Annotated in this window: 24 protein-coding genes and 1 pseudogene; 14 read left to right on the top strand and 11 right to left on the bottom strand. The window is 56.5% G+C overall.

The window, feature by feature from the left end:
• Positions 1-96 precede the first annotated feature (96 nt).
• Positions 97-672, top strand: coding sequence for a hypothetical protein (locus ACYZUM_RS27390; protein ID WP_473061210.1), 576 nt, complete (start codon positions 97-99; stop codon positions 670-672).
• Positions 673-756: 84 nt separating this feature from the next.
• On the opposite strand, the gene ACYZUM_RS27385 is transcribed toward ACYZUM_RS27390, so the two are convergent.
• From ACYZUM_RS27385 to ACYZUM_RS27360, 6 genes are all read right to left on the bottom strand, one after another.
• Complete coding sequence (locus ACYZUM_RS27385; protein ID WP_473061209.1) at positions 757-1,344, bottom strand: hypothetical protein; 588 nt, start codon at positions 1,342-1,344, stop codon at positions 757-759.
• Between the two features lie 5 nt (positions 1,345-1,349).
• Positions 1,350-1,670 (bottom strand): hypothetical protein, encoded by a 321-nt coding sequence (locus tag ACYZUM_RS27380; RefSeq protein WP_473061208.1) that lies wholly within the window; start codon positions 1,668-1,670, stop codon positions 1,350-1,352.
• 519 nt (positions 1,671-2,189) lie between these two features.
• On the bottom strand, positions 2,190-2,426 hold the full coding sequence (locus tag ACYZUM_RS27375; RefSeq protein WP_101159641.1) for a hypothetical protein: 237 nt from the start codon (positions 2,424-2,426) through the stop codon (positions 2,190-2,192).
• A gap of 23 nt (positions 2,427-2,449) precedes the next feature.
• The gene (locus ACYZUM_RS27370) at positions 2,450-2,911 is read right to left on the bottom strand and encodes a hypothetical protein (protein WP_473061207.1); all 462 of its coding nucleotides are present in this window, start codon (positions 2,909-2,911) and stop codon (positions 2,450-2,452) included.
• 323 nt (positions 2,912-3,234) lie between these two features.
• Complete coding sequence (locus ACYZUM_RS27365; RefSeq protein WP_473061206.1) at positions 3,235-4,488, bottom strand: primase-helicase family protein; 1,254 nt, start codon at positions 4,486-4,488, stop codon at positions 3,235-3,237.
• A 1,698-nt stretch (positions 4,489-6,186) separates the two neighbouring features.
• Complete coding sequence (locus ACYZUM_RS27360) at positions 6,187-7,968, bottom strand: recombinase family protein (RefSeq protein WP_473061205.1); 1,782 nt, start codon at positions 7,966-7,968, stop codon at positions 6,187-6,189.
• A 39-nt stretch (positions 7,969-8,007) separates the two neighbouring features.
• On the opposite strand from ACYZUM_RS27360, the pseudogene ACYZUM_RS27355 reads away from it, so the two are divergent.
• The 3 genes and pseudogenes from ACYZUM_RS27355 to ACYZUM_RS27345 all read left to right on the top strand — a co-directional run.
• A pseudogene (locus ACYZUM_RS27355) lies at positions 8,008-8,844 on the top strand (PA0069 family radical SAM protein); the annotation flags it as partial.
• A gap of 238 nt (positions 8,845-9,082) precedes the next feature.
• Positions 9,083-9,814, top strand: a complete 732-nt coding sequence (locus tag ACYZUM_RS27350; RefSeq protein WP_047297474.1) for a carbonic anhydrase — start codon at positions 9,083-9,085, stop codon at positions 9,812-9,814.
• A gap of 90 nt (positions 9,815-9,904) precedes the next feature.
• Entirely contained in the window at positions 9,905-11,431 is a 1,527-nt protein-coding gene (locus ACYZUM_RS27345; RefSeq protein WP_108181273.1) for a SulP family inorganic anion transporter, read from the top strand.
• Between the two features lie 124 nt (positions 11,432-11,555).
• Here the strand turns inward: ACYZUM_RS27345 and ACYZUM_RS27340 are convergent, their stop codons facing one another.
• Entirely contained in the window at positions 11,556-12,188 is a 633-nt protein-coding gene (locus tag ACYZUM_RS27340; RefSeq protein WP_027610219.1) for a hypothetical protein, read from the bottom strand.
• A 370-nt stretch (positions 12,189-12,558) separates the two neighbouring features.
• Between ACYZUM_RS27340 and coxB the strand changes: the two genes are divergently transcribed.
• From coxB to ACYZUM_RS27320, 4 genes are all read left to right on the top strand, one after another.
• Entirely contained in the window at positions 12,559-13,686 is a 1,128-nt protein-coding gene (gene coxB / locus ACYZUM_RS27335; RefSeq protein WP_041074770.1) for a cytochrome c oxidase subunit II, read from the top strand.
• A gap of 82 nt (positions 13,687-13,768) precedes the next feature.
• A complete protein-coding gene (gene ctaD / locus ACYZUM_RS27330; protein WP_041074772.1) occupies positions 13,769-15,355 on the top strand; it encodes a cytochrome c oxidase subunit I in 1,587 nt (528 codons plus the stop codon).
• A 155-nt stretch (positions 15,356-15,510) separates the two neighbouring features.
• A complete protein-coding gene (locus tag ACYZUM_RS27325; protein WP_108181272.1) occupies positions 15,511-16,062 on the top strand; it encodes a cytochrome c oxidase assembly protein in 552 nt (183 codons plus the stop codon).
• A 25-nt stretch (positions 16,063-16,087) separates the two neighbouring features.
• Complete coding sequence (locus tag ACYZUM_RS27320; RefSeq protein ID WP_108181271.1) at positions 16,088-16,975, top strand: cytochrome c oxidase subunit 3; 888 nt, start codon at positions 16,088-16,090, stop codon at positions 16,973-16,975.
• A gap of 7 nt (positions 16,976-16,982) precedes the next feature.
• On the opposite strand, the gene ACYZUM_RS27315 is transcribed toward ACYZUM_RS27320, so the two are convergent.
• Positions 16,983-17,186, bottom strand: a complete 204-nt coding sequence (locus ACYZUM_RS27315) for a twin transmembrane helix small protein (protein ID WP_041073718.1) — start codon at positions 17,184-17,186, stop codon at positions 16,983-16,985.
• 71 nt (positions 17,187-17,257) lie between these two features.
• On the opposite strand from ACYZUM_RS27315, the gene ACYZUM_RS27310 reads away from it, so the two are divergent.
• Genes ACYZUM_RS27310 through ACYZUM_RS27290 form a run of 5 tightly spaced genes read left to right on the top strand, consistent with a single transcriptional unit; the run spans position 17,258 to position 21,166 of the window.
• Positions 17,258-17,998, top strand: a complete 741-nt coding sequence (locus ACYZUM_RS27310) for an SURF1 family protein (protein ID WP_108181270.1) — start codon at positions 17,258-17,260, stop codon at positions 17,996-17,998.
• Positions 17,964-18,557, top strand: a complete 594-nt coding sequence (locus ACYZUM_RS27305) for a hypothetical protein (RefSeq protein WP_108181269.1) — start codon at positions 17,964-17,966, stop codon at positions 18,555-18,557. The genes ACYZUM_RS27310 and ACYZUM_RS27305 overlap by 35 nt, the downstream gene beginning before the upstream one ends.
• Positions 18,558-18,567: 10 nt before the next feature.
• On the top strand, positions 18,568-19,647 hold the full coding sequence (locus ACYZUM_RS27300; RefSeq protein ID WP_108181268.1) for a COX15/CtaA family protein: 1,080 nt from the start codon (positions 18,568-18,570) through the stop codon (positions 19,645-19,647).
• Positions 19,635-20,534: a heme o synthase gene (cyoE, locus tag ACYZUM_RS27295; protein ID WP_047297465.1), complete on the top strand. Its 900-nt coding sequence runs from the start codon at positions 19,635-19,637 to the stop codon at positions 20,532-20,534. The genes ACYZUM_RS27300 and cyoE overlap by 13 nt, the downstream gene beginning before the upstream one ends.
• Complete coding sequence (locus tag ACYZUM_RS27290) at positions 20,531-21,166, top strand: SCO family protein (RefSeq protein WP_007962772.1); 636 nt, start codon at positions 20,531-20,533, stop codon at positions 21,164-21,166. The genes cyoE and ACYZUM_RS27290 overlap by 4 nt, the downstream gene beginning before the upstream one ends.
• Before the next feature lie 190 nt (positions 21,167-21,356).
• Here the strand turns inward: ACYZUM_RS27290 and ACYZUM_RS27285 are convergent, their stop codons facing one another.
• The 3 genes from ACYZUM_RS27285 to ACYZUM_RS27275 all read right to left on the bottom strand — a co-directional run bounded on the left by ACYZUM_RS27285 (position 21,357) and on the right by ACYZUM_RS27275 (position 23,887).
• Positions 21,357-22,127, bottom strand: coding sequence for a MetQ/NlpA family ABC transporter substrate-binding protein (locus ACYZUM_RS27285; RefSeq protein ID WP_041073708.1), 771 nt, complete (start codon positions 22,125-22,127; stop codon positions 21,357-21,359).
• A gap of 78 nt (positions 22,128-22,205) precedes the next feature.
• Positions 22,206-22,880 carry a methionine ABC transporter permease gene (locus ACYZUM_RS27280; RefSeq protein WP_041073706.1) on the bottom strand — a complete coding sequence of 225 codons (675 nt, stop codon included), beginning with the start codon at positions 22,878-22,880 and terminating at the stop codon, positions 22,206-22,208.
• On the bottom strand, positions 22,880-23,887 hold the full coding sequence (locus ACYZUM_RS27275; protein ID WP_027610230.1) for a methionine ABC transporter ATP-binding protein: 1,008 nt from the start codon (positions 23,885-23,887) through the stop codon (positions 22,880-22,882). The genes ACYZUM_RS27280 and ACYZUM_RS27275 overlap by 1 nt, the downstream gene beginning before the upstream one ends.
• 260 nt (positions 23,888-24,147) lie before the next feature.
• Here ACYZUM_RS27275 and katE point away from each other — a divergent pair, with 260 nt between their 5' ends.
• Positions 24,148-26,289, top strand: a complete 2,142-nt coding sequence (gene katE, locus ACYZUM_RS27270) for a catalase HPII (RefSeq protein WP_108181266.1) — start codon at positions 24,148-24,150, stop codon at positions 26,287-26,289.
• The last annotated feature ends 16 nt before the right edge of the window (positions 26,290-26,305 follow it).

The following is a 26,305-nucleotide window of genomic DNA, read 5'->3' as shown; positions in this document are numbered from 1 at the left end:
GGAATGATATGGCAGGTTGTGACTAGATCTGACGCTTGATCAAAACCTATCGCTGATGGCAATCTGCTTTCACATAATACGGACGAGCGATTCACCATGGCGTTGATAAGCTTCTATGAATGCACGAAGGAAATCAGTGACACAGCTGCGTCATGCCCTAATTGTGGAGCACCTTCTGCTAGACATCAGGCATCCACTGCCCGTTATCAGAAAAAGCAGGTCGGGCCGCTAAGGAAACTCGCAATTATCGTATTTTGGGGATTTATTGGATTGAGCGTGCTTGGTTACCTCTCAAGCCAACCGACACGTCAGCGTGAGCGTACCCCTGAAGAGCAAGGCATCTATTCTGAAAGCACTGCGAGCTATCGAGAAGCGGACGGTCAGGTTGGGTGCAAAAGCCAATACAGTGACGAGAAGAAAGACGATTTGTTTAACGAACTGTATCGAAACAAATGGATGACGTGGAAAGGGAAAATTGTTCTTCTTGAATCAGGGCGTGCCTCCCTGGACATTGACGGCATCGGTACGCAAGATATTTCGCTTAAGTTCGAGAACGAGTCGGCAGGTTACGATCTGACAAAGGGCCGCACGATCACTGTACGTTTTGTTATGCGTTCAGCCGGTGGATGCTTTCTACCATTCTCTGGCGATAAAGCCAGTATTGTAAATTGATCCTGGACCTGAGGTAAGGACCTCCTATGGGAAGTAAAATTCCTGAGGTTAGATTAGCATCGGGGAATGCGGACTGTTCGAAAGCTATTCCACCAATGATCTCAAAGAATTGTCGTAAGCGCGTTTTGCTTCCGCCTCGCGGTCACGTTTGTCCTGTGCAGCTTGTTGCCTGTCTTCCGCTGCACGCTGTCGAGCTTCCGCTTTCATCTGTACCCGTACTTGATCGAAATGGGGGGATAACTCAGCCGCTGCTTTATTGATAACTTCATCTCGCCATGCGTATGGTGTCCTTCCATAATTATGGTCGGCAGGAAAACATTGCTTGGCAACAATCGGGAGTTCTTTCTCGCTCAGGAAGTCGTTGCGCATGACGCAAGCTTTTGTACGCTTTAAAAGCAGTGGGAAGTCCTGATCGAACTGAGCGCGTTTAGCTTCTGATTCCTTCGCCTGCTGAGCTTTTTTCAGTCTTATGAATCCTTGCAGGTCGTGAGTTTTTCCGTAATTCGAACTGTAATACTCTCGTGCCCCAGACTGATCTATTCCGGCCTCTAGCAATGCTCGACTCTCTTGAGAAAACCTCTTGTGTTCCTCAATCGCGCTTTGCTCTCTGGTTTTAATTGAGCAACCTGAAAGTAAAATGGCCAGCGTTGTTAATGCGATAATCCTTTTCATAGTTATTAATCCTTAGGAACGTAATAGGCTTGGAGCTTGTTTTTTCTGATACGAATTAGGGAAATGGATTTGACTGCTGAGCCGCTTGCACTCCTGATAAACTGAGCACCAATAGCGGCGTATTCCGTGTCAGCCTTGAGACGACCGCAATGTTTACTGTCGGCTAGTTCATCAATGCCCTGCATAAAATAGTGGGCCTGTTCCATGGCAGACGTAAGCGTGTCACAGACAACCGCACCCTTAGCCAAAACAGGCCAATCGGCTAGAGCTTGGGCTGAAACGAAACAGGCCGCTAGGCTGGCACATACCTTCCACTTGATTTTCAATCCTTCACCCTGCAATCGCTAATGCGTTGGAGTTGCTCAGCGCTGGAGTATAGCCATAGGCCACGATGGTGGGTAGAGAAAGCGGTAGCGACAGAGACCTAAGCATGAAGCTCACTGCATGCGCTGGCGTGCCTCCAAGATGCTCATACGACCGTCAAGGCGGTTTGATGTGGTGTCCAAACGTTCCCACAGAGCGTTGAGTCTCTGTTCCTCGTACGCGGCCTGTGAAAGTTGAATCAGCCGTTGCTGTGCGAGGTCGTGCGTTAGGTTCGCTACCTGCTCCATTGCTGACTGTGCCTGGCTGTATGTGTGCAACGTGAACATGAGCGTTATGGCTGCAATTGCTATCACTCCTGCACTAATTATGTAATTTATTTTTGTATTAATTGTATTATCTCGTGATTGTGGAGCGGAAACCGTCCGTGCTTGATTGTTATAATATTGACGTCAATAAACATGGCGTATTGAGAGATGAAGGGAGGGTGTCAGTCTCCCTGTCTCAGTTACTTAATTTCCTGCTTAATCCTGTTTAGGATACTTTTTCAAAAGAATCTCCTTCGTGTGATCCACGTACTCCGTTGGCTTGCTCGCTTCAAGAAGCATATCCACATAGATTTGGATTTCCTCATCTGACAGCTTAGGCTTTACAGCGGCTACTGGCTCATCAGACTTTTTGGTCTTCGCAGTCTTGCTGAAATACTGAGTGCTTAGAAGTTTCTCTTCGCGGGTCTTTGGAAATAGAACGTTTTTCATCATATTGTAACTCCGTACTTATTAGATTAATTGGTGTTGAGGTTTTCGAAATACGCTTCAGCTTCAGCCAAAGCTGCTGCCTTATCTTTATCCTCTTTGGCTTGAAGGGCTTTTGCTTCCTTTTCTTTCTTTTGACTGAAAAGCTGCTCCGCTAGCAAAAGCTTGTTTTGCTCTTTATTCATCTCAAGCTCCTCCCTGTACTTGGTCTCGGTATCCTGTGCGACAGTTGCCAGAAGCTCCTCAATGTTTTCCTTTTCCAAATACACAGTCAGCGAAGAAAGGGTGTTCGGCGGGAAGCTTTTGGACAATCGCCGACCTTGAAGGATTAGAGTTTCAAGTTCTGGCAGTAGCAGGGATACCGGCTTATTTAGAATGTCTACACTTGCGTATGAACGACGAAACAAAAACTTAGCTGCCTCCACTCGACGGTCTAGTTCTTCTTGATGGAATTTAAACGAATTAATGTCTACGTGATTTTTGCTAGTCATATGATATTTCCTTTTGTATTTTAAGTGCCAGATTGGCTTTGTGGTGGGCAAAGAAGCCCGTTATTTGCTCTTGGTAGGGAGCAGAATCTATTAGTTGTGGGAGTGCCTTTACAAAGGCGGGAAGAACATCTTACGGCTGCGCTATCGCTTAGCCTACGTCAAATCGCTTCGCTCTTTGACTTAACCTAAACATATTAAAAAAAGATGCTAATCAACTGTCACCCCCGTCACGAATCGCTGAAGCCCTTGTAATATGGGTCTTAGCTGCGTGACAGCTATAGTGACGGCTTAAAACATCAGTGTCACGGTGTCACGTTTTCATATCAGAAATTAACTTTAGGGAGCAATTTATCTAATTCCTTGGGCGGTGTTTTGGTAGTTAGTCCTTCTTGAATGCCTTTGGGAGTAATATAGTAACGCTGGGAATTAGATCGCTTTGAAATGCACCCTATACCGAGGAGGGCGTTTGCGACAGCTACATCTGTCAGACCGTATTCAAAGCTATCAGAAAAGCTATCCTTCAGCATTTGTACCGTCAGCACGCTGTTAGAAGCGATGACATTACCCAGCACATCCTCTAACTTATCCGTTGTGGTGAATCCAAGTAGATCTTGTTTGCTATCTGTCATTGGTGCCTCACCGGTGGCTCGATACTTACTCAAGTCAATTTGTTCAAGGTAGTCTCGCACCAGTTGAAAGCCACCATTCATTAGCCAAGGTTTGAAATTATCATTAAGAAAACGATCCGTTTCCGATTTGCTCTCTCTGTGACGGATAAATGCTGGAATCCAAAATCGACGATCTCCACTCTCAATAACAAGCGGGATATGGTCGTTACTGGTAATGCAAAAATTAATGTAGTTATCAATGACAACTACAGGCAGATGCTTTCGGCGTAAAGTTAGCGTAGCGTTAGCCTGGATGGATTTCAGACTATCAGTCGTGCTCTTCTTTGAGCGATACACCTCATCCACGACAAGAAGGGTCTTGCCTTCAACAGTCTCGTTGAAATCCCCGACAACATCTTTCAAGTGGCATAGGGCTGCCGCTGTAGGGCCTAGGAGGCCCGGTAGCAGTGTCTCTGCAAAGAATCCTTTCCCCACACCATGCTCAGAGCGCAACAGTGGCGTAGCGATGATTTTCTGCTCTTGGTGACGTACAGACATCGCAATCCACCAACCGAAATAATCTCTTTCACTGTCATCTGGGAACCATCGGCGAAGAAAATCAACGAACGGCTCTACTTGTTCCTTGGTTACTCGCGCACCTGTAGGCTGAAGCTCTGGAGCACGCCATAGATTGATAAAGCCGTTATCAAGGATAGCTAGACCATTAGGGACGAATTTTTCGCCGTAAGCCCAATCTAAGCATCCCAATAGATATGCTGCGTCGTATTTATCTTTTCCACCATTGCGGCGGTAGAAGTCTTGGAGAATACCCGCATCTGATTGGGCTGTACCAGTTACGACATCTCGAAATCTAGCTGATGAGGTGTTTGACGGAACTCGGACAAATCGAGCTTTAACAGCTTCAATCGCTGCGGATGATTTATTGTTTTTCGGTGCTGCTGTAATCATTGTTGTTTACCTCATCTGATGGGCTAGGACGTTTGGTTTTGAATAAAGAGTCGTGAAGAGACGAAATCAAAATGTTAAGTGTGTGATTGGGCGATCCGTGATCGTAATACCGCATAATTTCTAAAAGTTCGCTTGCAGATCTGTCGTTGAGATGAGGTCGCATACTCAGGCCGCTCCTTGTAGCAGTTGGTCGAGGGAATAGTTAAATTGTTTTACTTCCTCTGGGGTTTTAAGGGTTTTCAATGCCTCCTTGATACTTAGACGGACTTTCTGTCTTGCCGCGAATAGTCGCACTGCGCACGTATTGCTGCACAAAAAATTGCCGTTGTGGCTTGCTTCAAAATCACGCTGGCATACTTGGCACTGCTTCATAAAATTTCCTCTGGTTGTGATTGCTCGACGGCATTGCTCGATTGATTAATTGGGTGATTAGCGTTCGGATGTGTTCCTTCCATTAGCAGATTAGTAATTACTTCAAAAGCTACCTTTGGGCCTTGGCCGGGGAATGTCTTCTGTCGCCAATAATGAAAGAAGTTATGGCATTTCTGAGAACAAAGGACTTTTGAGCTTCTTGTGGTGATCATGGAGTTGCCACACCACTTACATTGTTTTATCAATTTCATGGGCGTTAGAAAGCCCTCCGGTATTGTTTGGAATATTCAAGATTAAGGAATTTGAAACAAAACAAACCACAATTCAAACTAAATCTCTAGCGCGAATTGTGGTTTGAAACTTCAAAAGTTTTTTATTGGCAGCTACTGTAAAGAAGGAAAACAATAACCGCCTACACTGACCCGATGAGAGCAAACTCTTATTTAAGCATCATCGGATCGAATGTTCTTTTAACGAGGGGTATGCGAGAGGGTAGAGCTGAAGAGAAGTATTTTCTTAAAGCTAGATGGTGGGGCGATCTGTACTCAGGATCAGCTAATCTCACTTCTCTTATTTATAGGAACCATAATCTCATACTTCATAGTGAAATTACAACCCCTGCGGGAAATAATTAAGACTATTTAGCTATATATGTGTAACAACTTATTGCTAGTCGTAAATATCAATGAATATATCGGTATGTCATCCGTATGTTAGACGCTCTAGATTCTTTATATTATGAATTTATTACTATAGATACTCTGCACTGAGTTCAGAAAATTGGTAGAACTTCCCCTAGGGATCAGGAAATACTCAAAAAGAGCAGAGCCTTAATCTCCAAGGTCTACACAATCTTCTAACCCAGTGCTACAGGCGATGCCTGCTCTGCACTTGAGACGAGAATGATCACAGCTTGTAGGCTGTACCTAACGGAAGGTTAGGCGGTAGTCCGGCTCCCTGACTGACATAACCAGCTCAATCACCCCGCAGCCTCACCGGAACCGACTCGCGTCGGCAACTTCATGCATGCACCACCTTGCTTTGTAGTGGCGACTAAAACCCATTCTGGAGGACAAGATTCAAACCAAACAACCAGAAGGCCCACTTTCTTACAGGGGACATATATTATACAGTGCTTACTCTACATAACAAGAGGCTTGCTTAACTTTCTTCACAATATCTTTATTGGGGTTTTAATGCTCTTTGAGAGGCGGTAGGTCGATAGGTAGGCCACGGTTAAATCTTTATAGCGATCGTCGCTGGGATACCCAAAAACACCGCAGAGATAGGCCCTTCTCTCTCGATTCTGCCGTACAGATGCACCCCTTACTTTAGGAATAGGTCTGGAGCCTTCCAAACTACATCTTTTAATTCTTCTGGAAGGTCAGCCAGCTTTGGACGATTCTTGCACTGAGGCTTCCTCTTAGGAAGGAGGGAAAGAGCAACGTCGTCGTAGATTGGTTTCACTAGCTCAAAGGTTGGCGAGGGTATGCCCGCCCTGCGCAGGCGTGCTTTGATCCTCTTAATTATCAGCGTCTGCTGATCCTTGCTGATCCATGTGTGATGGCCGTAGTCGTCGCCTGTACGATTATCTTTCGGCTGCTCGATGTAGGCCACAACCGGGCTGATTCTGTTCACCAAAGCGGGGATTGGCTGTGTCTCAAGCTTGCGTGTGGGGAAGTGAAGCTCAAGCTTTAGGAATATTCCCCGCAGGTATCTGTTCAGCCGCTGTCGGTCTGTGCGGGCTTGTTCACTATCAGATGTCAGCATTGATTCAAAGGAGTCGGCATTGCTATCTGTCAGAGCAAATGCCCCGTCCAGGCTGGCAAGCTCTTGCTTGATACGATCAATATCAGTTTTAGCGGTGGTAATTGCATTGCGGGTGTCAGTAAGCAGGCTGACGTAGGTTTCAGCTTTGTCCTCGTCATCTTCAGCAGCGTATTTATTCCTCAAGCCGTCTGCCTTGGTTTCCAATCTGGTCAGCTTTGCAACGGCGACGGTTTCTTCTTTCTTCAGCACCTTCAACACATCTGAGCCAGCGGCGATGTAGTCGCGGATTGCAGTCCAATGCTCAAATTTAAACAATACACGGCGAAGGAATTCCCCCCGGATCGACCTGATCTGATCGTCAACACAGCTTCCAGTCATTGATGCCGTGCAGTAGTAGAACTCTTTACCACTCCTGAGCATGAACCGTGTGCTGCCGCCACATTCAGCACACACCAGAAGGTTGCGGAAAATATTGAGGTTGGTTGCATCCTGCCTGCCTGAAAACGGCTTTCGACTCTTTAGTATCGTCTGTACTTCTTCAAACGTAGCTGGAGGGATTACCTGAGGGTAGTAATGTTCCACCAATTGCCCGGTGGGGACATTTTTGCCGTGCTCCTTGCTGAGTTCCACCGGGGAGTGCTCGCCTATCAGGCGGCGATTGCGCAACAGGTATTGAATCTGGTGCGTTTTGTAACTGGTGCCAAACTGAGCGTTGAGGCGTCTTCCCGTTTCTGCCACACCGTAGGTCTGAGCGAGAGAGAACATTGTTTCAATGTGTAGGCAAATATCATCAAGCTTGCACCACGCCCCATCCTTCACTACCAGCCATTGGGGACATTTCTCTGTGGCGATTTTTCCTTCCCCCATCGCTTTGTGTTTAGCCCGCCACGACGCCTTCGACATATCCGATTTGCGTAAACTTTCCGAGTGAGCTCTTTCAAACTGGACAATCGCCCGGATGAAACTGTTGCTGGTGAGATCGTCATAAACTGTATCTTCGTCCAATACAGCAATCTTGATACCGGATCTGATCAGGTCAGAAAATATCTCTATGGAGGCGTCGAGCACCTGACGTGATAGCCGGTCCCAGTTCTCAATTAGCAGGTAGCTGCCATTGGGAATCTCCCCATCACGCACCCGCTGAAGAAATCCCGATAGCTGACCTTTTTTAGCGTTAGCCCCACGGAAGCTACTGATACCGTGATCCTCAAGCCTGGTATCAACCGTGAGGTTGTGCCTACTGACAAAGGATTCAATGCGCTCAGATTGGCGAACGACGGAATTACCATCCGCCTGTTTCTGGCTGGAAAAGCGAACGTATGGAAAGCATAGAGGCACGGTGGCAAGCTCAGTAACCTATCGGTACGTTTAATCTATCACAGCTGCATCTATTGCTATGCGCGACCGAGCCATGCCTATTGGGACATGTCGCCGGGGCTGGATTTCGAAACCCGACTGATCGCCAAGACCAACGCCGCCCAGGTGCTGGAAGAACAGCTTGGGAAAAAAGGTTATCAGTGCGCGCCGATCAACCTCGGCTCCAATACCGACCCGTACCAACCCATCGAACGTGAACACCGGATCACCCGCCAGACCCTCGAGGTGCTGCTGCGCTACCGGCACCCGGTGACCATCGTCACCAAAGGCTCGCTGATCTTGCGTGACCTCGATCTGCTCACGGAGCTGGCGCAACAACGGCTGGTGGCGGTGATGATCAGCCTGACGACGCTGGACGATGAACTCAAACGCATCCTCGAACCGCGTGCCGCGGCACCCAAGGCCCGGTTGCGGGCGATCCGGGTGATGCGCGAAGCAGGCATTCCGGTGGGGGTGCTGTGTTCGCCGATGATTCCGATGATCAACGACAGCGAAATCGAAAGCCTGCTGGCCGAGGCGCATGCGGCGGGTGCGCAAAGTGCCGCCTACATGATGCTGCGCCTGCCGCTGGAGGTGGCACCGCTGTTCGAGGAGTGGCTGCACGCGCACTATCCGCAGCGCGCGGCCCATGTCCTGAGCCTGATCCGCCAGAGCCGTGGCGGCGAGCTCTACGACAGCCGTTTCGGTGCACGGATGCGCGGCGAAGGGCCGTTCGCCGACTTGCTCGCGCAACGCTTTGCCAAAACGATCAAGCGTCTCGATCTCAATCATCGCGAGGGCTATGACCTCGACTGCACCGCCTTCTGTCCACCGGGTCGCCAGATGTCGTTGATTTAGCGACAATTGGCCCTATGGTTGAGGGGCTGGAATCCTTCCGTCGTAACCCTCAGTCACGTTTTTTGTGACCTGGAACACACGTTCTAGAGCGCTTGATTCAGTTTGAGTTAAGTTTCGGCGGCTACCTTGTTCATCGAGTGACTGACGGGTCGGGATGGCCCGGATGTTTTAAACAGCCACTGGCTTCATACCGGAATACACGGGAATGACTCCCCGAATCCGCCAAAGAGGATGAATCATGAGTGACAAGGATAAACAGCCGTTGGCTGCGTCGGCGCAAGCCGTCCCTGGGGCGCAATCCGCCGATGCAGCGCTGCGAACGATCGTTGACGGCTTTTTGCATTTTCATCATGAGGTCTTCCCGCAACAGGAAGAACTCTTCAAGAAACTCGCCACGGCGCAATCGCCACGGGCGATGTTCATCACCTGCGCCGACTCGCGCATCGTGCCCGAGCTGATCACCCAGAGCTCGCCAGGCGATCTGTTCGTGACCCGTAACGTCGGCAACGTCGTACCGCCTTATGGCCAGATGAACGGCGGCGTTTCCACCGCCATTGAATACGCGGTACTGGCGCTGGGCGTGCAACACATCATCATCTGCGGCCACTCCGACTGCGGCGCCATGCGCGCAGTGCTCAATCCGGACAGCCTGGAAAAAATGCCGACAGTCAAAGCCTGGCTGCGTCATGCGGAAGTGGCGAAGACCATGGTGCATGACAACTGCAACTGCACCGACGAAAAAGAAAGCATGCCGATCCTCACCGAGGAAAACGTCATCGCCCAACTGCAGCACTTGCGTACCCATCCTTCGGTAGCCTCACGCATGGCGAACGGTCATCTGTTCATCCATGGCTGGGTCTACAACATCGAAACCAGCGAAATCAAAGCTTACGACGCGGATCAGGGACGCTTCCTGCCGCTCGACGGCAGCCATCCGATTCCGGTGGCGACGCCCAAAGCGCGCTTCTAAATCTTCCTAAAAATCTGTGTGGTTTGACGCCGGCCGCTGTTTCAGCGGTGCGGCGAAGCCACGCCTGAAGAAAACTTCGGGAGAGTCACCATGCGTGCTGCTCAATTGAAAGCGGTTCTGCCACGGGAGTTGCTGGCTTCGGTGGTTGTATTTCTGGTCGCCCTGCCGCTGTGCATGGGTATTGCGATTGCTTCCGGGTTGCCACCGGCCAAAGGCCTGATCACCGGGATCATTGGTGGTCTGGTGGTGGGTTGGCTGGCAGGCTCGCCGTTGCAGGTCAGCGGGCCGGCGGCCGGTCTGGCGGTGTTGGTGTTCGAGCTGGTGCGCCAGCACGGGATCGAGATGCTCGGGCCGATTCTGCTGCTCGCCGGTTTCCTGCAACTGGTGGCCGGGCGTTTGAAGCTTGGGTGCTGGTTTCGGGTGACGGCGCCCGCGGTGGTGTACGGCATGCTTGCGGGGATCGGTGTGCTGATCGTTCTGTCGCAGGTGCATGTGATGCTGGATGCCAAGCCGCAGCCCTCGGGGCTGGATAACCTCACGGCCTTCCCCGGCGCGGTGGCGCAAGCCTTGCCGTCGTTCGGCTGGCAGGCCGGACTGCTCGGGCTGGCGACCATTGCGGTGATGTGGCTGTGGGAGAAATTGCGTCCGCATTCGCTGCGCTTCATTCCCGGTGCGCTGCTCGGCGTTGGCCTGGCCACGGGTGCCAGCCTGCTGCTGGCGTTGCAGGTGAAACGGGTCGAGGTGCCGGAGAATCTGGCCGATGCCATCGACTGGCTGAAACCGGCGGATTTGCTCAGCCTTGCTGATCCAACCCTGCTGATTGCGGCTTTTGCCGTGGCATTCATCGCCAGCGCCGAAACCCTGTTGTCGGCGGCGGCGGTGGATCGCATGCACAGCGGTGTGCGCTCGGACTTCGACCGTGAACTCTCAGCGCAGGGCGTCGGCAACATGCTTTGCGGACTGGTCGGTGCGCTGCCGATGACCGGGGTGATCGTGCGCAGTTCGGCCAACGTCCAGGCTGGCGCAACCACCCGCTATTCGACGATCTTCCATGGTTTGTGGCTGCTGGCGTTCGTGCTGTTGTTGTCGAGCGTGCTGCAAAGCATTCCGGTGGCGAGTCTGGCAGGCGTGCTGGTGTACACCGGTTTCAAACTGGTGGACCTCAAGGCCTTTCGCGGTCTGGGCCGTTACGGGCGGATGCCGATGTTCACCTACGCCGCCACGGCGCTGGCGATCATCTTCACCGACCTGCTGACCGGTGTGTTGATCGGTTTCGGTCTGACGATGTTGAAACTGGCGTTCAAGGCGTCGCGCCTGAAGATCAGCCTGATCGACCTGCCGCAGGACGGTGAGATGGAATTGCGTCTGGTGGGCGCGGCGACCTTTCTCAAGGTACCGGCACTGACCCAGGTACTGGGCAGCATTCCAGCGGGCACAACGGTGCATGTGCCGCTCAATCATCTGAGCTACATCGACCATTCGTGTCTGGAATTGCTGGAGGAGTGGGGCCGGGCGAATGCGGCAAAGGGGTCGAAGCTGTTGATCGAGTCGCGTGGGTTGAAGCGACGATTGGAGGGGCGGGTTCGGACCAATACCGGGATCGGTGCGGCCGGTTAAATCTGCGGGGTGAACTCAACCCCTGTAGGAGCTGCCGCAGGCTGCGATCTTTTGCTCTTGATTGTTAAAAACAACATCAAAAGATCGCAGCCTGCGGCAGCTCCTACATGGGATTGTGTGTAACTCAGGCAGCGGGCTGGTCGAGCTCCAGGCCAACGCCCAGGCGGCGGCCCATGCACGGCCAGCGCTTCCATGCGGCACCGGTGTCCGGGCTGCTCAGTTTGTCGCGGTAGGCTTCTACCGATTCCAGCGCAAAACTCTCGTCGTCGAGCATCTCGTCGATGGTGTGATGCACGACTTCATCCAGTTGATTGGCAAATTCCTCACCGAGCAGCTGGTGAGCAATCAGGTTGGCGACCGTCATGTCCAAGGGGATCAGTGGCTGGCCGAGGTGTTTGATGTACAGGTCGTTGACCTCTTCGACAAAGCGGTGCGCCAGATAGGCTTCGTCCAGCAGGCTGTCCAGACCGACCGGCGGCTGGAGGAAGTACTGCTCGGCGATTTTCAGCACCGGTTTGATCTGCGACTCGATTCCCGCTTCCCTGGCAACTTCATTGGCTGCGTCCAGCATGTCTGGTACTTCATCGATATAGGCGGTGACAAAACTCGTCAACGCGTCTTCGCGGTTAGCGTCCGGCAACTGAATGGCCGAATGCAGATGAGGCAACTTGGCTTCCAGCTGACGCTTGAGCCGTCCGGTTTCGTTTTCGGTCTGTCGGGCTTTTTGGATCTGCTCGCGCAATGCGGCGGTGTTCATGAAAACTCCAGGGAACAAGGCAATGAAATAGGGAAGACATAACTTAGCTGGCTTACGAAAAATGCTAAGACGCATTTGTCATAATTATTTCATCCTTGATGCAGCAGCGTTATATCGGTTCGCCACCACTCGTCTGCATCCTTCTCCATTCGTGCCCTTTAGCGCAAGTCCCGGCTGTTTCAGAACATTAACGCCACGACATTGCAATTTCCGGCGGCTGTCTATACTCGCCATTGAATGGAGTTAGCTGATGACGCCCGACTGCCCACGCAGCAAGGCCCGGCGATTCAAGTTCGTAGTCTGATGCAGCCGCTCCCTTGCCGAAGGCGTTGCGCCTACGGGATAACAAGAACGATAAGGGGAACCCGCAATGATGCGACATCCACACGTCTGGATGGGCCTCCTGTTGTGGTCGATTTTCAGCCCGGCCCAGGCGGCCTGGACTGTGAATATGGCGCCTGGAGCGACTGAAATCAGTCACGCAGTATTCGACCTGCACATGACCATTTTCTGGATCTGTGTGGTGATCGGGATCATCGTCTTCGGTGCCATGTTCTGGTCGATGATCGTGCATCGCCGCTCGACCGGGCAGGTCGCCGCAAAATTCCACGAAAGCACCACCGTTGAAATTCTCTGGACTGTCGTGCCGCTGCTGATCCTGGTGGCGATGGCCGTTCCGGCGACCGCCACCCTGATCCGCATGTACGACACCAGTGAGCCGGATATCGATATACAGATCACCGGTTATCAATGGAAGTGGCACTACAAATACCTGGGTCAGGACGTCGAATTCTTCAGCAACCTGGCCACCCCCGCCGAACAGATTCACAACAAGGAAGCCAAGGGCGAGCACTACCTGCTCGAAGTCGACAAGCCGCTGGTGTTGCCGGTCGGCGCCAAGGTGCGCTTCCTCGTGACTTCCGCCGACGTCATCCACTCGTGGTGGGTGCCGGCGTTCGCGGTCAAGCGCGATGCGATTCCGGGGTTCGTCAACGAGGCCTGGACGCGCATCGACAAGCCCGGCCTCTACCGTGGCCAGTGCGCCGAGTTGTGCGGCAAGGACCACGGCTTCATGCCGATCGTGGTCGACGTCAAGGAGAAGGCCGACTACGACAAGTGGCTCGCCGAGCGCAAAGCCGAAGCCGCGCAGCTCAAGGAGCTGACCAGCAAGGAATGGACGCTGGACGAACTCAAGGAACGTGGCGACAAGATCTATCACACCACCTGCGTCGCCTGTCACCAGGCCGAAGGCCAGGGCCTGCCGCCGATGTTCCCGGCGCTCAAGGGCTCGCCGATTGCCACCGGGCCCAAAGCCGATCACCTGCACCGCGTGTACTTCGGCAAGCCGGGCACCGCCATGGCCGCATTCGGCAAGCAGTTGTCGGAAGTCGATATCGCAGCGGTCGTGACCTACGAACGTAACGCCTGGGGCAACAACAAAGGCGACATGGTCACACCAAAAGAAGTGCTTGAGCTCAAACAGGCGGAAAGCAAATGAGTCGGTCCATTGCGTACTTCGTCAATCGGTCGGGGCAGCGCGCCCCGGCCCGCCCAGTCCACTCACGTAAAGGAGACCGGCCATGAGCGCTGTCATCGATGACCACGGTCACGCCGACCACGCCCACGGCCCCGCCAAAGGCCTGATGCGCTGGGTGCTGACCACCAACCACAAGGACATCGGCACGCTGTATCTGTGGTTTGCCTTCTGCATGTTCCTGCTCGGCGGCACGTTCGCCATGGTGATCCGCGCCGAGCTGTTCCAGCCCGGGCTGCAGATCGTCGAACCGGCGTTCTTCAACCAGATGACCACCATGCACGGTCTGGTGATGGTCTTCGGCGCGGTGATGCCAGCGTTCGTCGGCCTCGCCAACTGGATGATCCCGTTGATGATCGGCGCGCCGGACATGGCCCTGCCACGGATGAACAACTTCAGCTTCTGGCTGCTGCCGGCGGCGTTCCTGCTGCTGGTCTCGACCCTGTTTACCGCCGGTGGCGGGCCGAACTTCGGCTGGACGTTCTATGCGCCGCTGTCCACCACCTACGCGCCGGAAAGCGTCACCTACTTCATCTTCGCCATCCACTTGATGGGGATCAGTTCGATCATGGGCGCGATCAACGTGATCGCCACCATCCTCAACCTGCGCGCCCCCGGCATGACCCTGATGAAAATGCCGTTGTTCGTCTGGACCTGGCTGATCACCGCGTTCCTGCTGATCGCGGTGATGCCGGTGCTGGCCGGGTGCGTGACGATGATGCTGATGGACATCCACTTCGGCACCAGTTTCTTCAGTGCCGCCGGTGGCGGTGACCCGGTGCTGTTCCAGCACGTGTTCTGGTTCTTCGGGCATCCCGAGGTGTACATCATGATCCTGCCGGCCTTCGGTGCCGTCAGCCAGATCATCCCGACCTTCTCGCGCAAGCCGCTGTTCGGCTACACCTCGATGGTCTACGCCACGGCGAGCATCGCGTTCCTGTCGTTCATCGTCTGGGCGCACCACATGTTCGTGGTCGGCATCCCGCTGGTGGGCGAACTGTTCTTCATGTACGCGACCATGCTCATCGCCGTCCCGACAGGGGTGAAGGTGTTCAACTGGGCCAGCACCATGTGGCAAGGCTCGCTGACCTTCGAGACACCGATGCTGTTCGCCGTGGCGTTCGTGATCCTGTTCTCGATCGGCGGTTTCTCCGGGCTGATGCTCGCTATCGCCCCGGCGGACTTCCAGTACCAGGACACCTACTTCGTGGTCGCGCACTTCCACTACGTGCTGGTGCCGGGGGCGATTTTCGGCATCTTCGCCTCGGCCTATTACTGGCTGCCGAAGTGGACCGGGCACATGTACGACGAAACCCTCGGCAAGCTGCATTTCTGGCTGTCATTCGTCGGCATGAACCTGACCTTCTTCCCGATGCACTTCGTGGGACTGGCGGGAATGCCGCGACGGATTCCGGACTACAACCTGCAGTTCGCCGACTTCAACATGGTCTCGTCGATCGGCGCGTTCATGTTCGGTGCCACGCAGATCTTCTTCCTGTTCATCGTGATCAAGACCATTCGTGGCGGCGCGCCAGCCCCGGCCAAACCGTGGGACGGCGCCGAAGGCCTGGAGTGGAGCGTGCCGTCGCCGGCGCCGTATCACACCTTTACCACGCCGCCGGAAGTGAAATGAAACGCTCCTCTGTTAACGCGACCCCTGTGGCGAGGGAGCTTGCTCCCGCTTGGGTGCGCAGCGCCCAAAAAATCTTTGGGGCTGCTGCGCAACCCAGCGGGAGCAAGCTCCCTCGCCACAAAGGCTCACCCGCACCTTCGAGGGAGGCATGACTCATGGCTGACTCGATCTCGATGAAAAAACTGGTCACCCGCCTGCTCGGCGTGGTGGTGGCGATGTTTGTCTTCGGCTTTGCCCTGGTGCCGATCTACGACGTGATGTGCAAGGCCTTCGGCATCAACGGCAAGACCGCCGGGCAGTACGAGGGCGAGCAGGTGGTGGATCAGTCACGCCAGGTGCGCGTGCAGTTTCTGTCGACCAACAACATCGACATGCCGTGGGAGTTCTACCCCAAACACGATGAGTTGACCGCCAACCCCGGTGCGGTCAACGAGATGATTTTCGTCGCGCGCAATCCCACCGACAAACCGATGAGTGCGCAAGCCGTGCCGAGCATCGCGCCGAGCAATGCGGCGGCGTATTTCCACAAGACCGAATGCTTTTGCTTTACCCAGCAGGTGCTGCAGCCCGGTCAGCAGATCGAAATGCCGGTGCGTTTCATCGTTGACCGCGACATGCCCAAGGACGTGAAGCACCTGACGCTGTCCTACACGCTGTTCGATATCACCGCCCGACATCCTCCGGTGGCTGCAAACACTGGCGGTTAAGCGTGCCCGATAAGGAGAACAATAAATGGCAACTCATGAGCACTATTACGTCCCGGCCCAGAGCAAATGGCCGATCGTCGCCACGGTGGGGATGTTCGTCACCGTGTACGGTCTGGCGACCTGGTTCAACGATCTGAAGGCCGCGCGCCCTGAATCCCACGGGCCACTGATCTTTTTCGTCGGCGGACTGTTGCTGGCGTACATGCTGTTCGGCTGGTTCGGCGCGGTGATCAAGGAAAGTCGCGCCGGGCTGTACAGCCCGCAGCTCGATCGCTCGTTCCGCTGGGGCATGAGTTGGTTCATCTTTTCCGAGGCGATGTTCTTCATCGCCTTCTTCGGTGCGCTGTTCTACGTGCGGCATATTTCCGGCCCGGCGCTGGGGGGCGAAGGGCCGAAAGGCATCGCCCACATGCTCTGGCCGAACTTCCAGTTCACCTGGCCGCTACTGCACACGCCTGACCCGAAACTGTTCCCGCCGCCCAAAGAAGTCATCAGCCCGTGGGGCCTGCCGCTGATCAACACGATTCTGCTGGTCAGCTCCAGTGTGACCATCACCATCGCCCACCATGCCTTGAAGAAGGGCCATCGCGGCGCGCTGAAAATCTGGCTGGCGATCACCGTGCTGCTGGGCTGCGGCTTCCTTGCCTTGCAGGCCGAGGAATACATGCACGCCTACCACGAACTGGGCCTGACCCTGGGTTCGGGCATCTACGGCGCGACGTTCTTCATGCTCACCGGTTTCCACGGTGCCCACGTGACCATCGGCACGATCATTCTGTTCGTGATGCTGATGCGCATCATGAAGGGCCATTTCGATGCCGAGCATCAGTTCGGCTTCGAGGCGGCGAGCTGGTACTGGCACTTCGTCGATGTGGTGTGGATCGGCTTGTTCATCTTCGTTTATGTGCTTTGAGCACTGATCACCAAGGCGCGTGCGACACCAGTTGGCCGCTGTAGAAGCCCCAGGCAATCAAGCCGACGGTGGCAGCGGCCAGGGCCACCCGAACACTCAAGGCGATTACCAGACGATTGGAGCTGCTGTCGTCCTTGACCAGGAAAAACAGGCCGCTGAACAGGCTGATCACCGTGGCAATCAGCAGCACGACAATGGCTGCTTTGAGCATGGGAAGAACTCCGGGGGACAGGCGATGCAGTTGAGTATAGCGAGCGCGACGACTGACTTTGTGGCGCGGCCATGAAGCGCTTTCGCCCGGGCGTGATACCGACCGTGGTGGTGGCGCTGTTGCTGCCGTTGCTGGTGTCGCTGGGTTTCTGGCAGCTCGGTAGGGGCGCGGAGAAAACCGCCCTGCTCGCCAGTTACGCCGAACGCCGTGCGGCCGAGCCGATGGCCAGCAGCGAATTGCTGCACAGCGCCGACCCGGCCTTTCGCCGCGTTCATCTATATGGTCAGTTCGATAGCGCTCACAGCCTGCTGCTGGACAACCGTCAGCGTAACGGCAAGGTTGGCATCGAGTTGCTGCAACCGTTTCAGGATCGGGCCAGCGGCCTGTGGCTGCTGGTCAATCGCGGCTGGCTGGCTTGGCCGGACCGCCGCATTACCCCGCAATTCAAAACCCCGGCCGATGCCGTGAATATCGATGCCTGGGTGTACGTCGCCCCCGGCGCGACCTTCCAGTTGCACGCCGACCCCGCCAGCAGCACCTGGCCGCAAACCGTCACCGCCGTCGAGCCGGCCAAGCTGTGGAAAACCCTCGAACGCGACGGCTTCGCCTACGAACTTCGCGCCGAACCTGGTCCTGCCAGTTACGAGGCCGACTGGCCGGTGGTGGCCATGGGTCCGGAAAAACACCTTGGATACGCCGTGCAGTGGTTCGCCATGGCCACCGCCCTGCTCGGTCTCTACCTCTACCTTGGATTGCACAACGCAAAGGAGAACCACCATGGGAACGGCCATGAATCCACCCAGCATGTCTGAGGCGAAAACCCCGGCCACCCGCCGCCGTGGACGGATCCAGCTGTTGCTGATTGTGCTCGGCGTGGTCGGCCCGATGATTCTCGCCACCGGCATGTACAAATTGCAGTTCTGGGTGCCGGAAGGTCGCAGCTATCACGGCGAACTGATCGGCAACGGCCAGACCCGCGCCGACCTCGGCGTGCAGGCCGATGAGCAACGCTGGCAGATGTTAGTGACCGCGCCGAAAGATTGCGCAGTGGACTGTCAGCAACTGGTGTACCTCGCCCGGCAGATTCAGATCGGTCTTGGTCGCGATGCCGGACGTGCCAGCCATGCCCTCGCCGCTGCCCAACCGTTGAGCAGCGACTACGAAGCCAAGCTGAGCCGCGAATACCCGCAACTGCAACGCTACCCGCTGGACACTGCAGCGTTGAGCAAAGCCACTGGCGACAAGGCCGTACCGCAGCTGTGGATCATCGACCCGCACGGCAACCTGGTGCTGCGCTACGACCCGAGCGTGAAGGGCAAGGATCTGCTCAACGACCTGCGCCACCTGCTGAAACTGTCGAACATCGGATAAGGGCATCGTCATGGCCAAACCTGGATTTCGCCTCGCGCTGTTTGCCACCCTGCTGGCACTGATCGTCGTGCTGCTCGGCGCCTACACCCGCCTGACCCACGCCGGCCTGGGCTGTCCGGACTGGCCGGGCTGCTACGGCTTTATCAGCGTGCCGAAAAGCGAAGCCCAACTGGCCCATGCCGAACTGCATTACCCCGACTCGCCGGTGGTGGCGCACAAGGGCTGGAACGAAATGATCCACCGTTACTTCGCCGGGACCCTCGGCCTGCTGATTTCGGTATTGGCCGGGCGCGCCTGGGTCAATCGCCGCCATCCGGGACAGCCGCTGAAGCTGCCGCTGTTTCTGCTGGCAGTGGTGTTCGCGCAAGCGGCATTCGGCATGTGGACGGTGACGCTCAAGCTCTGGCCGCAAGTGGTCACCGGGCATTTGCTCGGCGGTTTTGCGACCTTGAGTCTGCTGTTCCTGCTGACGTTGAGGCTGTCCGGCGTGCTGCCGGCGCTGACCGTGCCCAAGCGCTTGCAGTATTGGGCGACGGCGGGGTTGTTGCTGGTGATCGGCCAGATTGCCCTCGGCGGCTGGGTCAGCTCCAACTACGCGGCGGTGGCCTGCATCGACTTCCCGACCTGCCACGGCCAATGGCTGCCGCCGGCGGACTTTGCCAACGGCTTTCACCTGACCCAGCACATCGGCCCGAACTACCTCGGCGGGCAACTCGACAGCGATGCGCGCACGGCGATTCACCTGACTCACCGTATCGGCGCGCTGTTGGTGACCTTGGTGCTGCTCGGTCTGGCCTGGCAACTCAGGGCCGTCGGCATGACCCGGCTCGCCGGGCTGGTGCTGGTCGCCCTCGGCGCACAGATCACCCTTGGCATCAGCAACGTGTTGTTCCATCTGCCGCTGCCGGTGGCCGTGGCGCACAACGCCGGTGGCGCCGCGCTGCTGCTGACCATGGTGCTGGTCAACTACCACGCGCGCACCAGTCTGGTTCGGGTCAAACAGCCGATGTTGGCGCGCTGGCGTCTGAGCCCGCGTAAACATTCGGCTGCGCCCATCACGATAAAAGGAGAAACGCCATGGCGCTTCTGATCGGCGAACGTCCCGCGCAAGCGCTGTGGCGTGACTATCTGGAGCTGACCAAGCCGAAAGTGGTGGTGCTGATGCTGATCACCTCGCTGGTCGGCATGTTCCTCGCGACCCGCGCCGGGGTGCCATGGACGGTGCTGGTGTTCGGCAACCTGGGGATCGCGCTGTGTGCCGGCGGAGCAGCAGCGGTCAACCATGTGGTGGACCGGCGCATCGACGCGGTGATGGCACGCACGCACAAACGACCGTTGGCCGAGGGCCGGGTTTCACCGGCGGCGGCGCTGACCTTTGCGCTGGTGCTGGCGCTGCTCGGGCAGGCGATGCTGCTGACGTTCACCAATCCGCTGACGGCATGGCTGACACTGGCTTCGCTGCTGGGTTACGCGGTGATCTACACCGGTTTTCTCAAACGCGCGACGCCACAGAACATCGTCATCGGCGGCCTCGCTGGCGCCGCCCCACCGCTACTCGGCTGGACTGCCGCTACCGGCCATGTCAGCGCCGAACCGTTGCTGCTGGTGCTGATCATCTTCGCCTGGACCCCGCCGCACTTCTGGGCGCTGGCAATCCATCGCAAGGAGGAATACGCCAAGGCCGACATCCCGATGCTGCCGGTCACCCACGGCGAGCACTACACCAAGGTGCATATTCTGCTGTACACCTTTGCCCTGCTCGCGGTGAGCCTGCTGCCATACGTAATCCACATGAGCGGCGTGCTCTACCTGATCTGCGCCCTCGCCCTCGGCGCAAGGTTTCTGCAATGGGCCGTGGTGCTGTACCGTGGCACTCGGCCGCACGCGGCGATCAACACCTTCAAGTACTCTATTTATTACTTGTTCCTGTTGTTCATCGCCCTGCTCGTAGACCACTACTTACTGTTGAACCTATGACTCGAACCCAGAAAACCGTCTTCATCCTCGTCGCCGTGATCGCGCTGATCCTGGGACTGACCGTCAACAAAGTACTCAGCGGCAAGGGCCAGGGCGACCCCACCGCGCTGATCGACGCCGGCATTATCCTGCTGCCGCAGAGCCGCACGTTGCCGGGCGTGACCATGACCAATCAGGACGGCCAACCGGTCGCCATCGACGAGTTGAAAGGCAAATGGAGCCTGCTGTTCTTCGGCTACACCTTCTGCCCGGACATCTGCCCGACCACCCTCGCCCAACTGCGCCAGATCAAGAGCGAGTTACCCAAGGATGCTGTGGATAAGTTGCAGATCGTGCTGGTCAGCGTCGATCCGAACCGCGACAACCCGCAGCAGCTGAAGCAGTACCTGGGTTACTTCGATCCACAGTTTGTGGGGCTGACGCCGAAGTCGATCGAAGAGCTGCAGAAAGTCGCGAATGCGGTGAGTATTCCGTTCATTCCGGCCGACACCAGCAAGCCGAATTACACGGTGGATCACAGCGGCAACCTCGCGGTGATCGGCCCGGACGGCACCCAGCGCGGGTTCATCCGGGCGCCGCTGAACAACGCCAAACTGGTGGCGCAGCTGCCAGTAATGCTCAACCGCAAATAATGCAGTGCCTGCAGGGGTAAACATTTCTCTGTAGGAGCTGCCGAAGGCTGCGATCTTTTGCTCTGATCTTCAACAGCAAGATCAAAAGATCGCAGCCTCGTTCCACTCGACAGCTCCTACAGGGGAATTTGCCCCATAAAAAAGGCGATCCCGAGGGATCGCCTTTTTATTGCGCCTGTCCGGTCCTGTATCAGAACGCCGGCAATACCGCGCCTTTGTACTTCTCGGTGATGAATTTCTTCACTTCCGGGCTGTGCAGCGCAGCCGCCAGTTTTTGCATCGCGTCGCTGTCTTTGTTGTCCGCACGGGACACCAGGATGTTCACGTACGGCGAGTCGTTGCCTTCGATCACCAGCGCATCCTTGGACGGATCGAGCTTGGCTTCCAGCGCGTAGTTGGTGTTGATCAGCGCCAGATCGACCTGGGTCAGCACGCGCGGGATGGTCGCGGCTTCCAGTTCACGGATTTTCAGGTCTTTCGGGTTCTGCGCGATGTCTTTCAGGGTCGACAGGATGTTGGTCGGATCCTTCAGGGTGATCAGGCCGGCCTTGGCCAGCAGCAACAGCGCGCGGCCGCCGTTGGTGGCGTCGTTCGGAATCACCACGTTGGCGCCGCTTGGCAGGTCCTTCAGATCCTTGATCTTGTTCGAGTAGGCGCCCAGCGGCTCCAGATGCACGCCGGTCACCGCCACCAGGCTGGTGCCCTTGGCCTTGTTGAACTCATCGAGGTACGGCTGGTGCTGGAAAAAGTTGGCGTCCAGGCGCTTCTCGGCCACCTGTACGTTCGGCTGAATGTAGTCGGTGAAGACCTTGACCTTCAGATCCACGCCTTCCTTGGCCAGGGCCGGCTTCACGAATTCGAGGATTTCCGCGTGCGGCACCGGGGTGGCGGCAACGGTCAGGGTTTCAGCGTGGGCCGAAAAAGCGGCTACGGCAGCGAAAGCAGCGATCAGTTTTTTCATTCAGCTAACTCCTTTTCAAAGCGCCCGTGTGGCGCCTGCCAGCGAATGGCCGGCTCATCTCTTGATTACAAAAACCGGTTATTTGCGCGAGAAATGCACGACCAGACGGTCGCCCACCATTTGCAGCACTTGTACCAGAATCAGCAGCAACACCACGGTGACGATCATCACGTCAGTCTGGAAACGCTGGTAGCCGAAACGGATCGCCAGGTCACCCAGACCACCGGCGCCGACCACACCGGCCATTGCCGTGTAGGACACCAGAGTAATCGCGGTCACCGTAATCGCGGCGAAGATGCCTGGACGGGCCTCCGGCAGCAAGGCGTTCATGATGATCTGCCGGGTGGTCGCCCCCATCGATTGAGTGGCTTCGATGATGCCGCGATCGACTTCACGCAGCGCGGTTTCCACCAGACGCGCGAAAAACGGAGTCGCACCCACCACCAGCGGCGGAATCGCACCGGCCACGCCCAGCGAAGTGCCGGTGATCAGCACGGTGAACGGAATCATCACGATCAGCAGAATGATGAACGGCAGCGAACGCAGGATGTTCACCGCCAACGACATGAAGGCGTAGAAGCCACGGTTTTCCAGCAACTGACGCGGGCTGCAGAGGAACAGCAGCACGCCCAGCGGCAGGCCGAGCAATACGGTGAACAGCAGCGAACCACCGAGCATCAGCAGGGTGTCGCCCGTGGCCAGCCAGATTTCCAGCCAATCGATGTTTTCGAAGAAAGCCTTAAGCATTTCCATTAACGCAGCACCTCCATATGAACGTCAGCGGCGGTGAAGCGGGCGAAAGCCGCTTCCATGTCGCCACCGGTGACGGCGAGGGTCAATTGCCCGTAAGGAATGTCTTTGATGCGGTCGATGCGACCGGCGAGGATGCTGTAGTCGACCCCGGTTTCCCGGGCAACGGTACCGAGCAACGGCGCGTAGGTCGCTTCGCCCTGGAAGGTCAGACGCACAATGCGACCCGGCACGTGAGCGAAGTCGTCGCGCTGTTCGCTTTCGTCGATCTGCTCGCTTTCCTGGACGAAACGCTTGGTGGTCGGGTGCTGCGGATGCAGGAACACATCGGCCACCGAGCCTTGCTCGACGATCACCCCGGCGTCCATCACTGCCACCTGATCGCAGACCCGACGGATCACATCCATCTCGTGGGTGATCAGGACGATGGTCAGCTTCAGTTCACGATTGATCTCGGCCAGCAGTTGCAGAACCGACGCGGTGGTCTGCGGGTCGAGGGCGCTGGTGGCCTCGTCGCACAGCAGAATCTTCGGCTTGGTCGCCAGAGCGCGGGCGATGCCGACGCGCTGCTTCTGGCCGCCGGACAACTGCGCCGGGTACTTCTTGGCGTGATCAGACAGACCGACCCGCGCCAGCAGCTCGGCGACGCGTTGATTGATTTCACTGCTCGACAGTTCGCCGGCCAGGGTCAGCGGCAGCGCAACGTTGTCGGCCACGGTCTTGGAGGCGAGCAGGTTGAAGTGCTGGAAGATCATCCCGACTTGCTGGCGGAATCGGCGCAGGCCGTTGGCGTCCAGCGCGGTGACTTCTTCGCCGTCGACGATGATCTTGCCGCCGCTGGAATCTTCCAGGCGATTGATCAGACGCAGCAGGGTACTTTTTCCCGCACCGGAATGGCCGATCAGGCCGAAGACCTGACCGTTTTCAATCGAAAGACTGGTCGGGTGCAGGGCGGGGATGTCCTTACCGGCGACGCGGTAAGTTTTGTGGACGTTTTGAAACTCGATCACGTAGCGAACCTTGTGGGGCGCGTTAGAAAAGGATCAGCGGTTAGCCGGGCGCGCATTTTAGCCTGTCCGTATAGAGGTTCTTAGCATTTATTTCGCAATTAACCTTCGATTTGGCAATAACAAGATCAAAGGTCATAAAAAAGGAACGCTCGTTCCTGCTCATTGGTCACTAGTTCAGCGACTTGAAACCCTGGGTAACCGTGCCCGGAAACGCTCAAGAGTCCCCGTGGAAACGGGGTCAACCGAGGAGTTTACGTCTGATGAGCAGCAAGAAACCTACCACCGACAAAAGCCAGCTGGCCGGAACCGATACCAAGGATCGCGCCAACACCAACGCCAAACTCGACAGCCTGGAGAAGTTTCGCTCCGACGCTACCGGCCAGGCCCTGCGCACCAATCAGGGGGTGAAGGTCGCCGATAACCAGAATACCCTCAAGGCCGGACCGCGCGGGCCGTCGTTGCTGGAAGACTTCATCATGCGTGAGAAAATCACGCACTTTGACCACGAACGCATTCCGGAGCGCATCGTCCATGCCCGCGGTACGGGCGCTCACGGTTTCTTTCAGGCCTACGAGAACCATTCGGCGCTGACCAAGGCCGGTTTCCTGCAGGACCCGGGGAAAAAGACTCCGGTGTTCGTGCGCTTTTCCACGGTGCAGGGGCCGCGTGGTTCCGGCGATACCGTGCGTGACGTGCGCGGTTTCGCGGTGAAATTCTTCACCGACGAAGGCAACTTCGACCTGGTCGGCAACAACATGCCGGTGTTCTTCATTCAGGACGCGATCAAGTTTCCCGACTTCGTCCACGCGGTGAAACCCGAGCCGCACAATGAGATCCCGACCGGCGGCTCGGCCCACGACACGTTCTGGGACTTTGTCTCGCTGGTGCCGGAATCGGCGCACATGGTGATCTGGGCCATGTCCGACCGGGCGATTCCGAAAAGCCTGCGCAGCATGCAGGGCTTTGGCGTGCACACCTTCCGCCTGATCAATGCCGAGGGCAAATCGCGCTTCGTCAAATTCCACTGGCGCCCGACCGCCGGCACCTGCTCACTGGTGTGGGACGAGGCGCAGAAGCTCGCCGGTAAAGACACCGACTACCACCGTCGCGATCTGTGGGAAGCCATCGAGATGGGCGACTACCCGGAATGGGAGCTGGGCGTACAGATCATCGAGGAGGAAAACGAACACGACTTCGATTTCGACATTCTCGACCCGACCAAGCTGATCCCCGAAGAAATCGTGCCGATCACCCCGCTGGGCAAGATGACCCTGAACCGCAACCCGGACAACTTCTTCGCCGAGACCGAGCAGGTCGCGTTTTGCCCCGGCCACATCGTGCCCGGCATCGACTTCTCCAATGACCCACTGCTGCAAGGCCGGCTGTTTTCCTACACCGACACGCAAATCAGCCGACTGGGTGGGCCGAACTTTCATGAGTTGCCGATCAACCGCCCGGTGGCACCGTTCCACAACGGCCAGCGCGATGCCCAACACCGCACGGTGATCGACAAGGGGCGCGCGTCCTACGAGCCGAACTCGATTGATGGCGGCTGGCCAAAGGAAACCCCACCGGCGGCTAAAGACGGCGGCTTCGAGAGTTACCCGGAACGCATCGATGCGAACAAGATCCGCCAGCGCAGCGAGTCGTTCAGCGATCACTTCTCGCAAGCGCGGCTGTTCTTCAACAGCATGAGTGAGCACGAGAAGGAGCACATCATTGCCGCCTACAGCTTCGAGCTGGGCAAGGTCGAACGCGAGTTCATCCGTGCACGGCAGGTGAATGAGATTCTCGCCAACATTGACCTGGAATTGGCCAAGCGCGTGGCGGCCAACCTCGGGTTACCGGCGCCGAGCAAAGGCACGGTCGAGGTGCGCAAGACTTCGTTCGATCATTCGCCGGCGCTGAGCCAGGCGAATCTGCTGCCAGAGGACATCAAAACTCGGAAAGTGGCGATTCTTGCCGCTAACGGCGTCGATGGTGCGGCGATCGATGCGATGAAGAAGGCCTTGGCTGCACAAGGTGCGCACGCCAAGCTGCTCGGCCCGACGTCGGCACCGGTGAAGACTGCCGACGGCAAAGCCCTGCCAGTGGACGCCTCCATGGAAGGCATGCCTTCAGTGATCTTCGATGCGGTGTTCGTGCCGGGTGGCGCGGCGTCGATCAAGGCGTTGAGCGCTGATGGCGTGGCGCTGCACTACCTGCTGGAGGCGTACAAGCACCTGAAGGCGATTGCGCTGCACGGCGATGCCAAACAGTTGCAGGATCTGCTGAAGCTGGAGGCGGATGCAGGGTTGCTGCAGGGCAAGGATGTGCCGGGATTGACCAAGCCGTTCTTTGCGGCGATCGGGCAGCATCGGGTTTGGGCGCGGGAGCCTAAGGCCAAGGCCATTCCAGCCTAAAGCAAAAGATCGCAGC

It is taken from the genome of Pseudomonas sp. m6p (assembly GCF_055760375.1).
Note: the sequence above shows the minus strand (reverse complement) of the source record. Positions and strands in the feature narration are given on the sequence as shown.

Coding starts and splice junctions, on each gene's coding strand:
- ACYZUM_RS27305 (WP_108181269.1), top strand. CDS start 17,964: ATGGGAACGGCCATGAATCCACCCAGCATGTCTGAGGCGAAAACCCCG.
- ACYZUM_RS27280 (WP_041073706.1), bottom strand. CDS start 22,880: ATGGAAATGCTTAAGGCTTTCTTCGAAAACATCGATTGGCTGGAAATC.
- coxB (WP_041074770.1), top strand. CDS start 12,559: ATGATGCGACATCCACACGTCTGGATGGGCCTCCTGTTGTGGTCGATT.
- cyoE (WP_047297465.1), top strand. CDS start 19,635: ATGGCGCTTCTGATCGGCGAACGTCCCGCGCAAGCGCTGTGGCGTGAC.
- ACYZUM_RS27365 (WP_473061206.1), bottom strand. CDS start 4,488: ATGATTACAGCAGCACCGAAAAACAATAAATCATCCGCAGCGATTGAA.
- ACYZUM_RS27370 (WP_473061207.1), bottom strand. CDS start 2,911: ATGACTAGCAAAAATCACGTAGACATTAATTCGTTTAAATTCCATCAA.
- ACYZUM_RS27300 (WP_108181268.1), top strand. CDS start 18,568: ATGGCCAAACCTGGATTTCGCCTCGCGCTGTTTGCCACCCTGCTGGCA.
- ACYZUM_RS27315 (WP_041073718.1), bottom strand. CDS start 17,186: ATGCTCAAAGCAGCCATTGTCGTGCTGCTGATTGCCACGGTGATCAGC.
- ACYZUM_RS27290 (WP_007962772.1), top strand. CDS start 20,531: ATGACTCGAACCCAGAAAACCGTCTTCATCCTCGTCGCCGTGATCGCG.
- ACYZUM_RS27390 (WP_473061210.1), top strand. CDS start 97: ATGGCGTTGATAAGCTTCTATGAATGCACGAAGGAAATCAGTGACACA.
- ACYZUM_RS27325 (WP_108181272.1), top strand. CDS start 15,511: ATGGCTGACTCGATCTCGATGAAAAAACTGGTCACCCGCCTGCTCGGC.
- ACYZUM_RS27375 (WP_101159641.1), bottom strand. CDS start 2,426: ATGATGAAAAACGTTCTATTTCCAAAGACCCGCGAAGAGAAACTTCTA.
- ACYZUM_RS27340 (WP_027610219.1), bottom strand. CDS start 12,188: ATGAACACCGCCGCATTGCGCGAGCAGATCCAAAAAGCCCGACAGACC.
- ACYZUM_RS27310 (WP_108181270.1), top strand. CDS start 17,258: ATGAAGCGCTTTCGCCCGGGCGTGATACCGACCGTGGTGGTGGCGCTG.
- ACYZUM_RS27285 (WP_041073708.1), bottom strand. CDS start 22,127: ATGAAAAAACTGATCGCTGCTTTCGCTGCCGTAGCCGCTTTTTCGGCC.
- ACYZUM_RS27345 (WP_108181273.1), top strand. CDS start 9,905: ATGCGTGCTGCTCAATTGAAAGCGGTTCTGCCACGGGAGTTGCTGGCT.
- ACYZUM_RS27320 (WP_108181271.1), top strand. CDS start 16,088: ATGGCAACTCATGAGCACTATTACGTCCCGGCCCAGAGCAAATGGCCG.
- ACYZUM_RS27385 (WP_473061209.1), bottom strand. CDS start 1,344: ATGAAAAGGATTATCGCATTAACAACGCTGGCCATTTTACTTTCAGGT.
- katE (WP_108181266.1), top strand. CDS start 24,148: ATGAGCAGCAAGAAACCTACCACCGACAAAAGCCAGCTGGCCGGAACC.
- ctaD (WP_041074772.1), top strand. CDS start 13,769: ATGAGCGCTGTCATCGATGACCACGGTCACGCCGACCACGCCCACGGC.
- ACYZUM_RS27350 (WP_047297474.1), top strand. CDS start 9,083: ATGAGTGACAAGGATAAACAGCCGTTGGCTGCGTCGGCGCAAGCCGTC.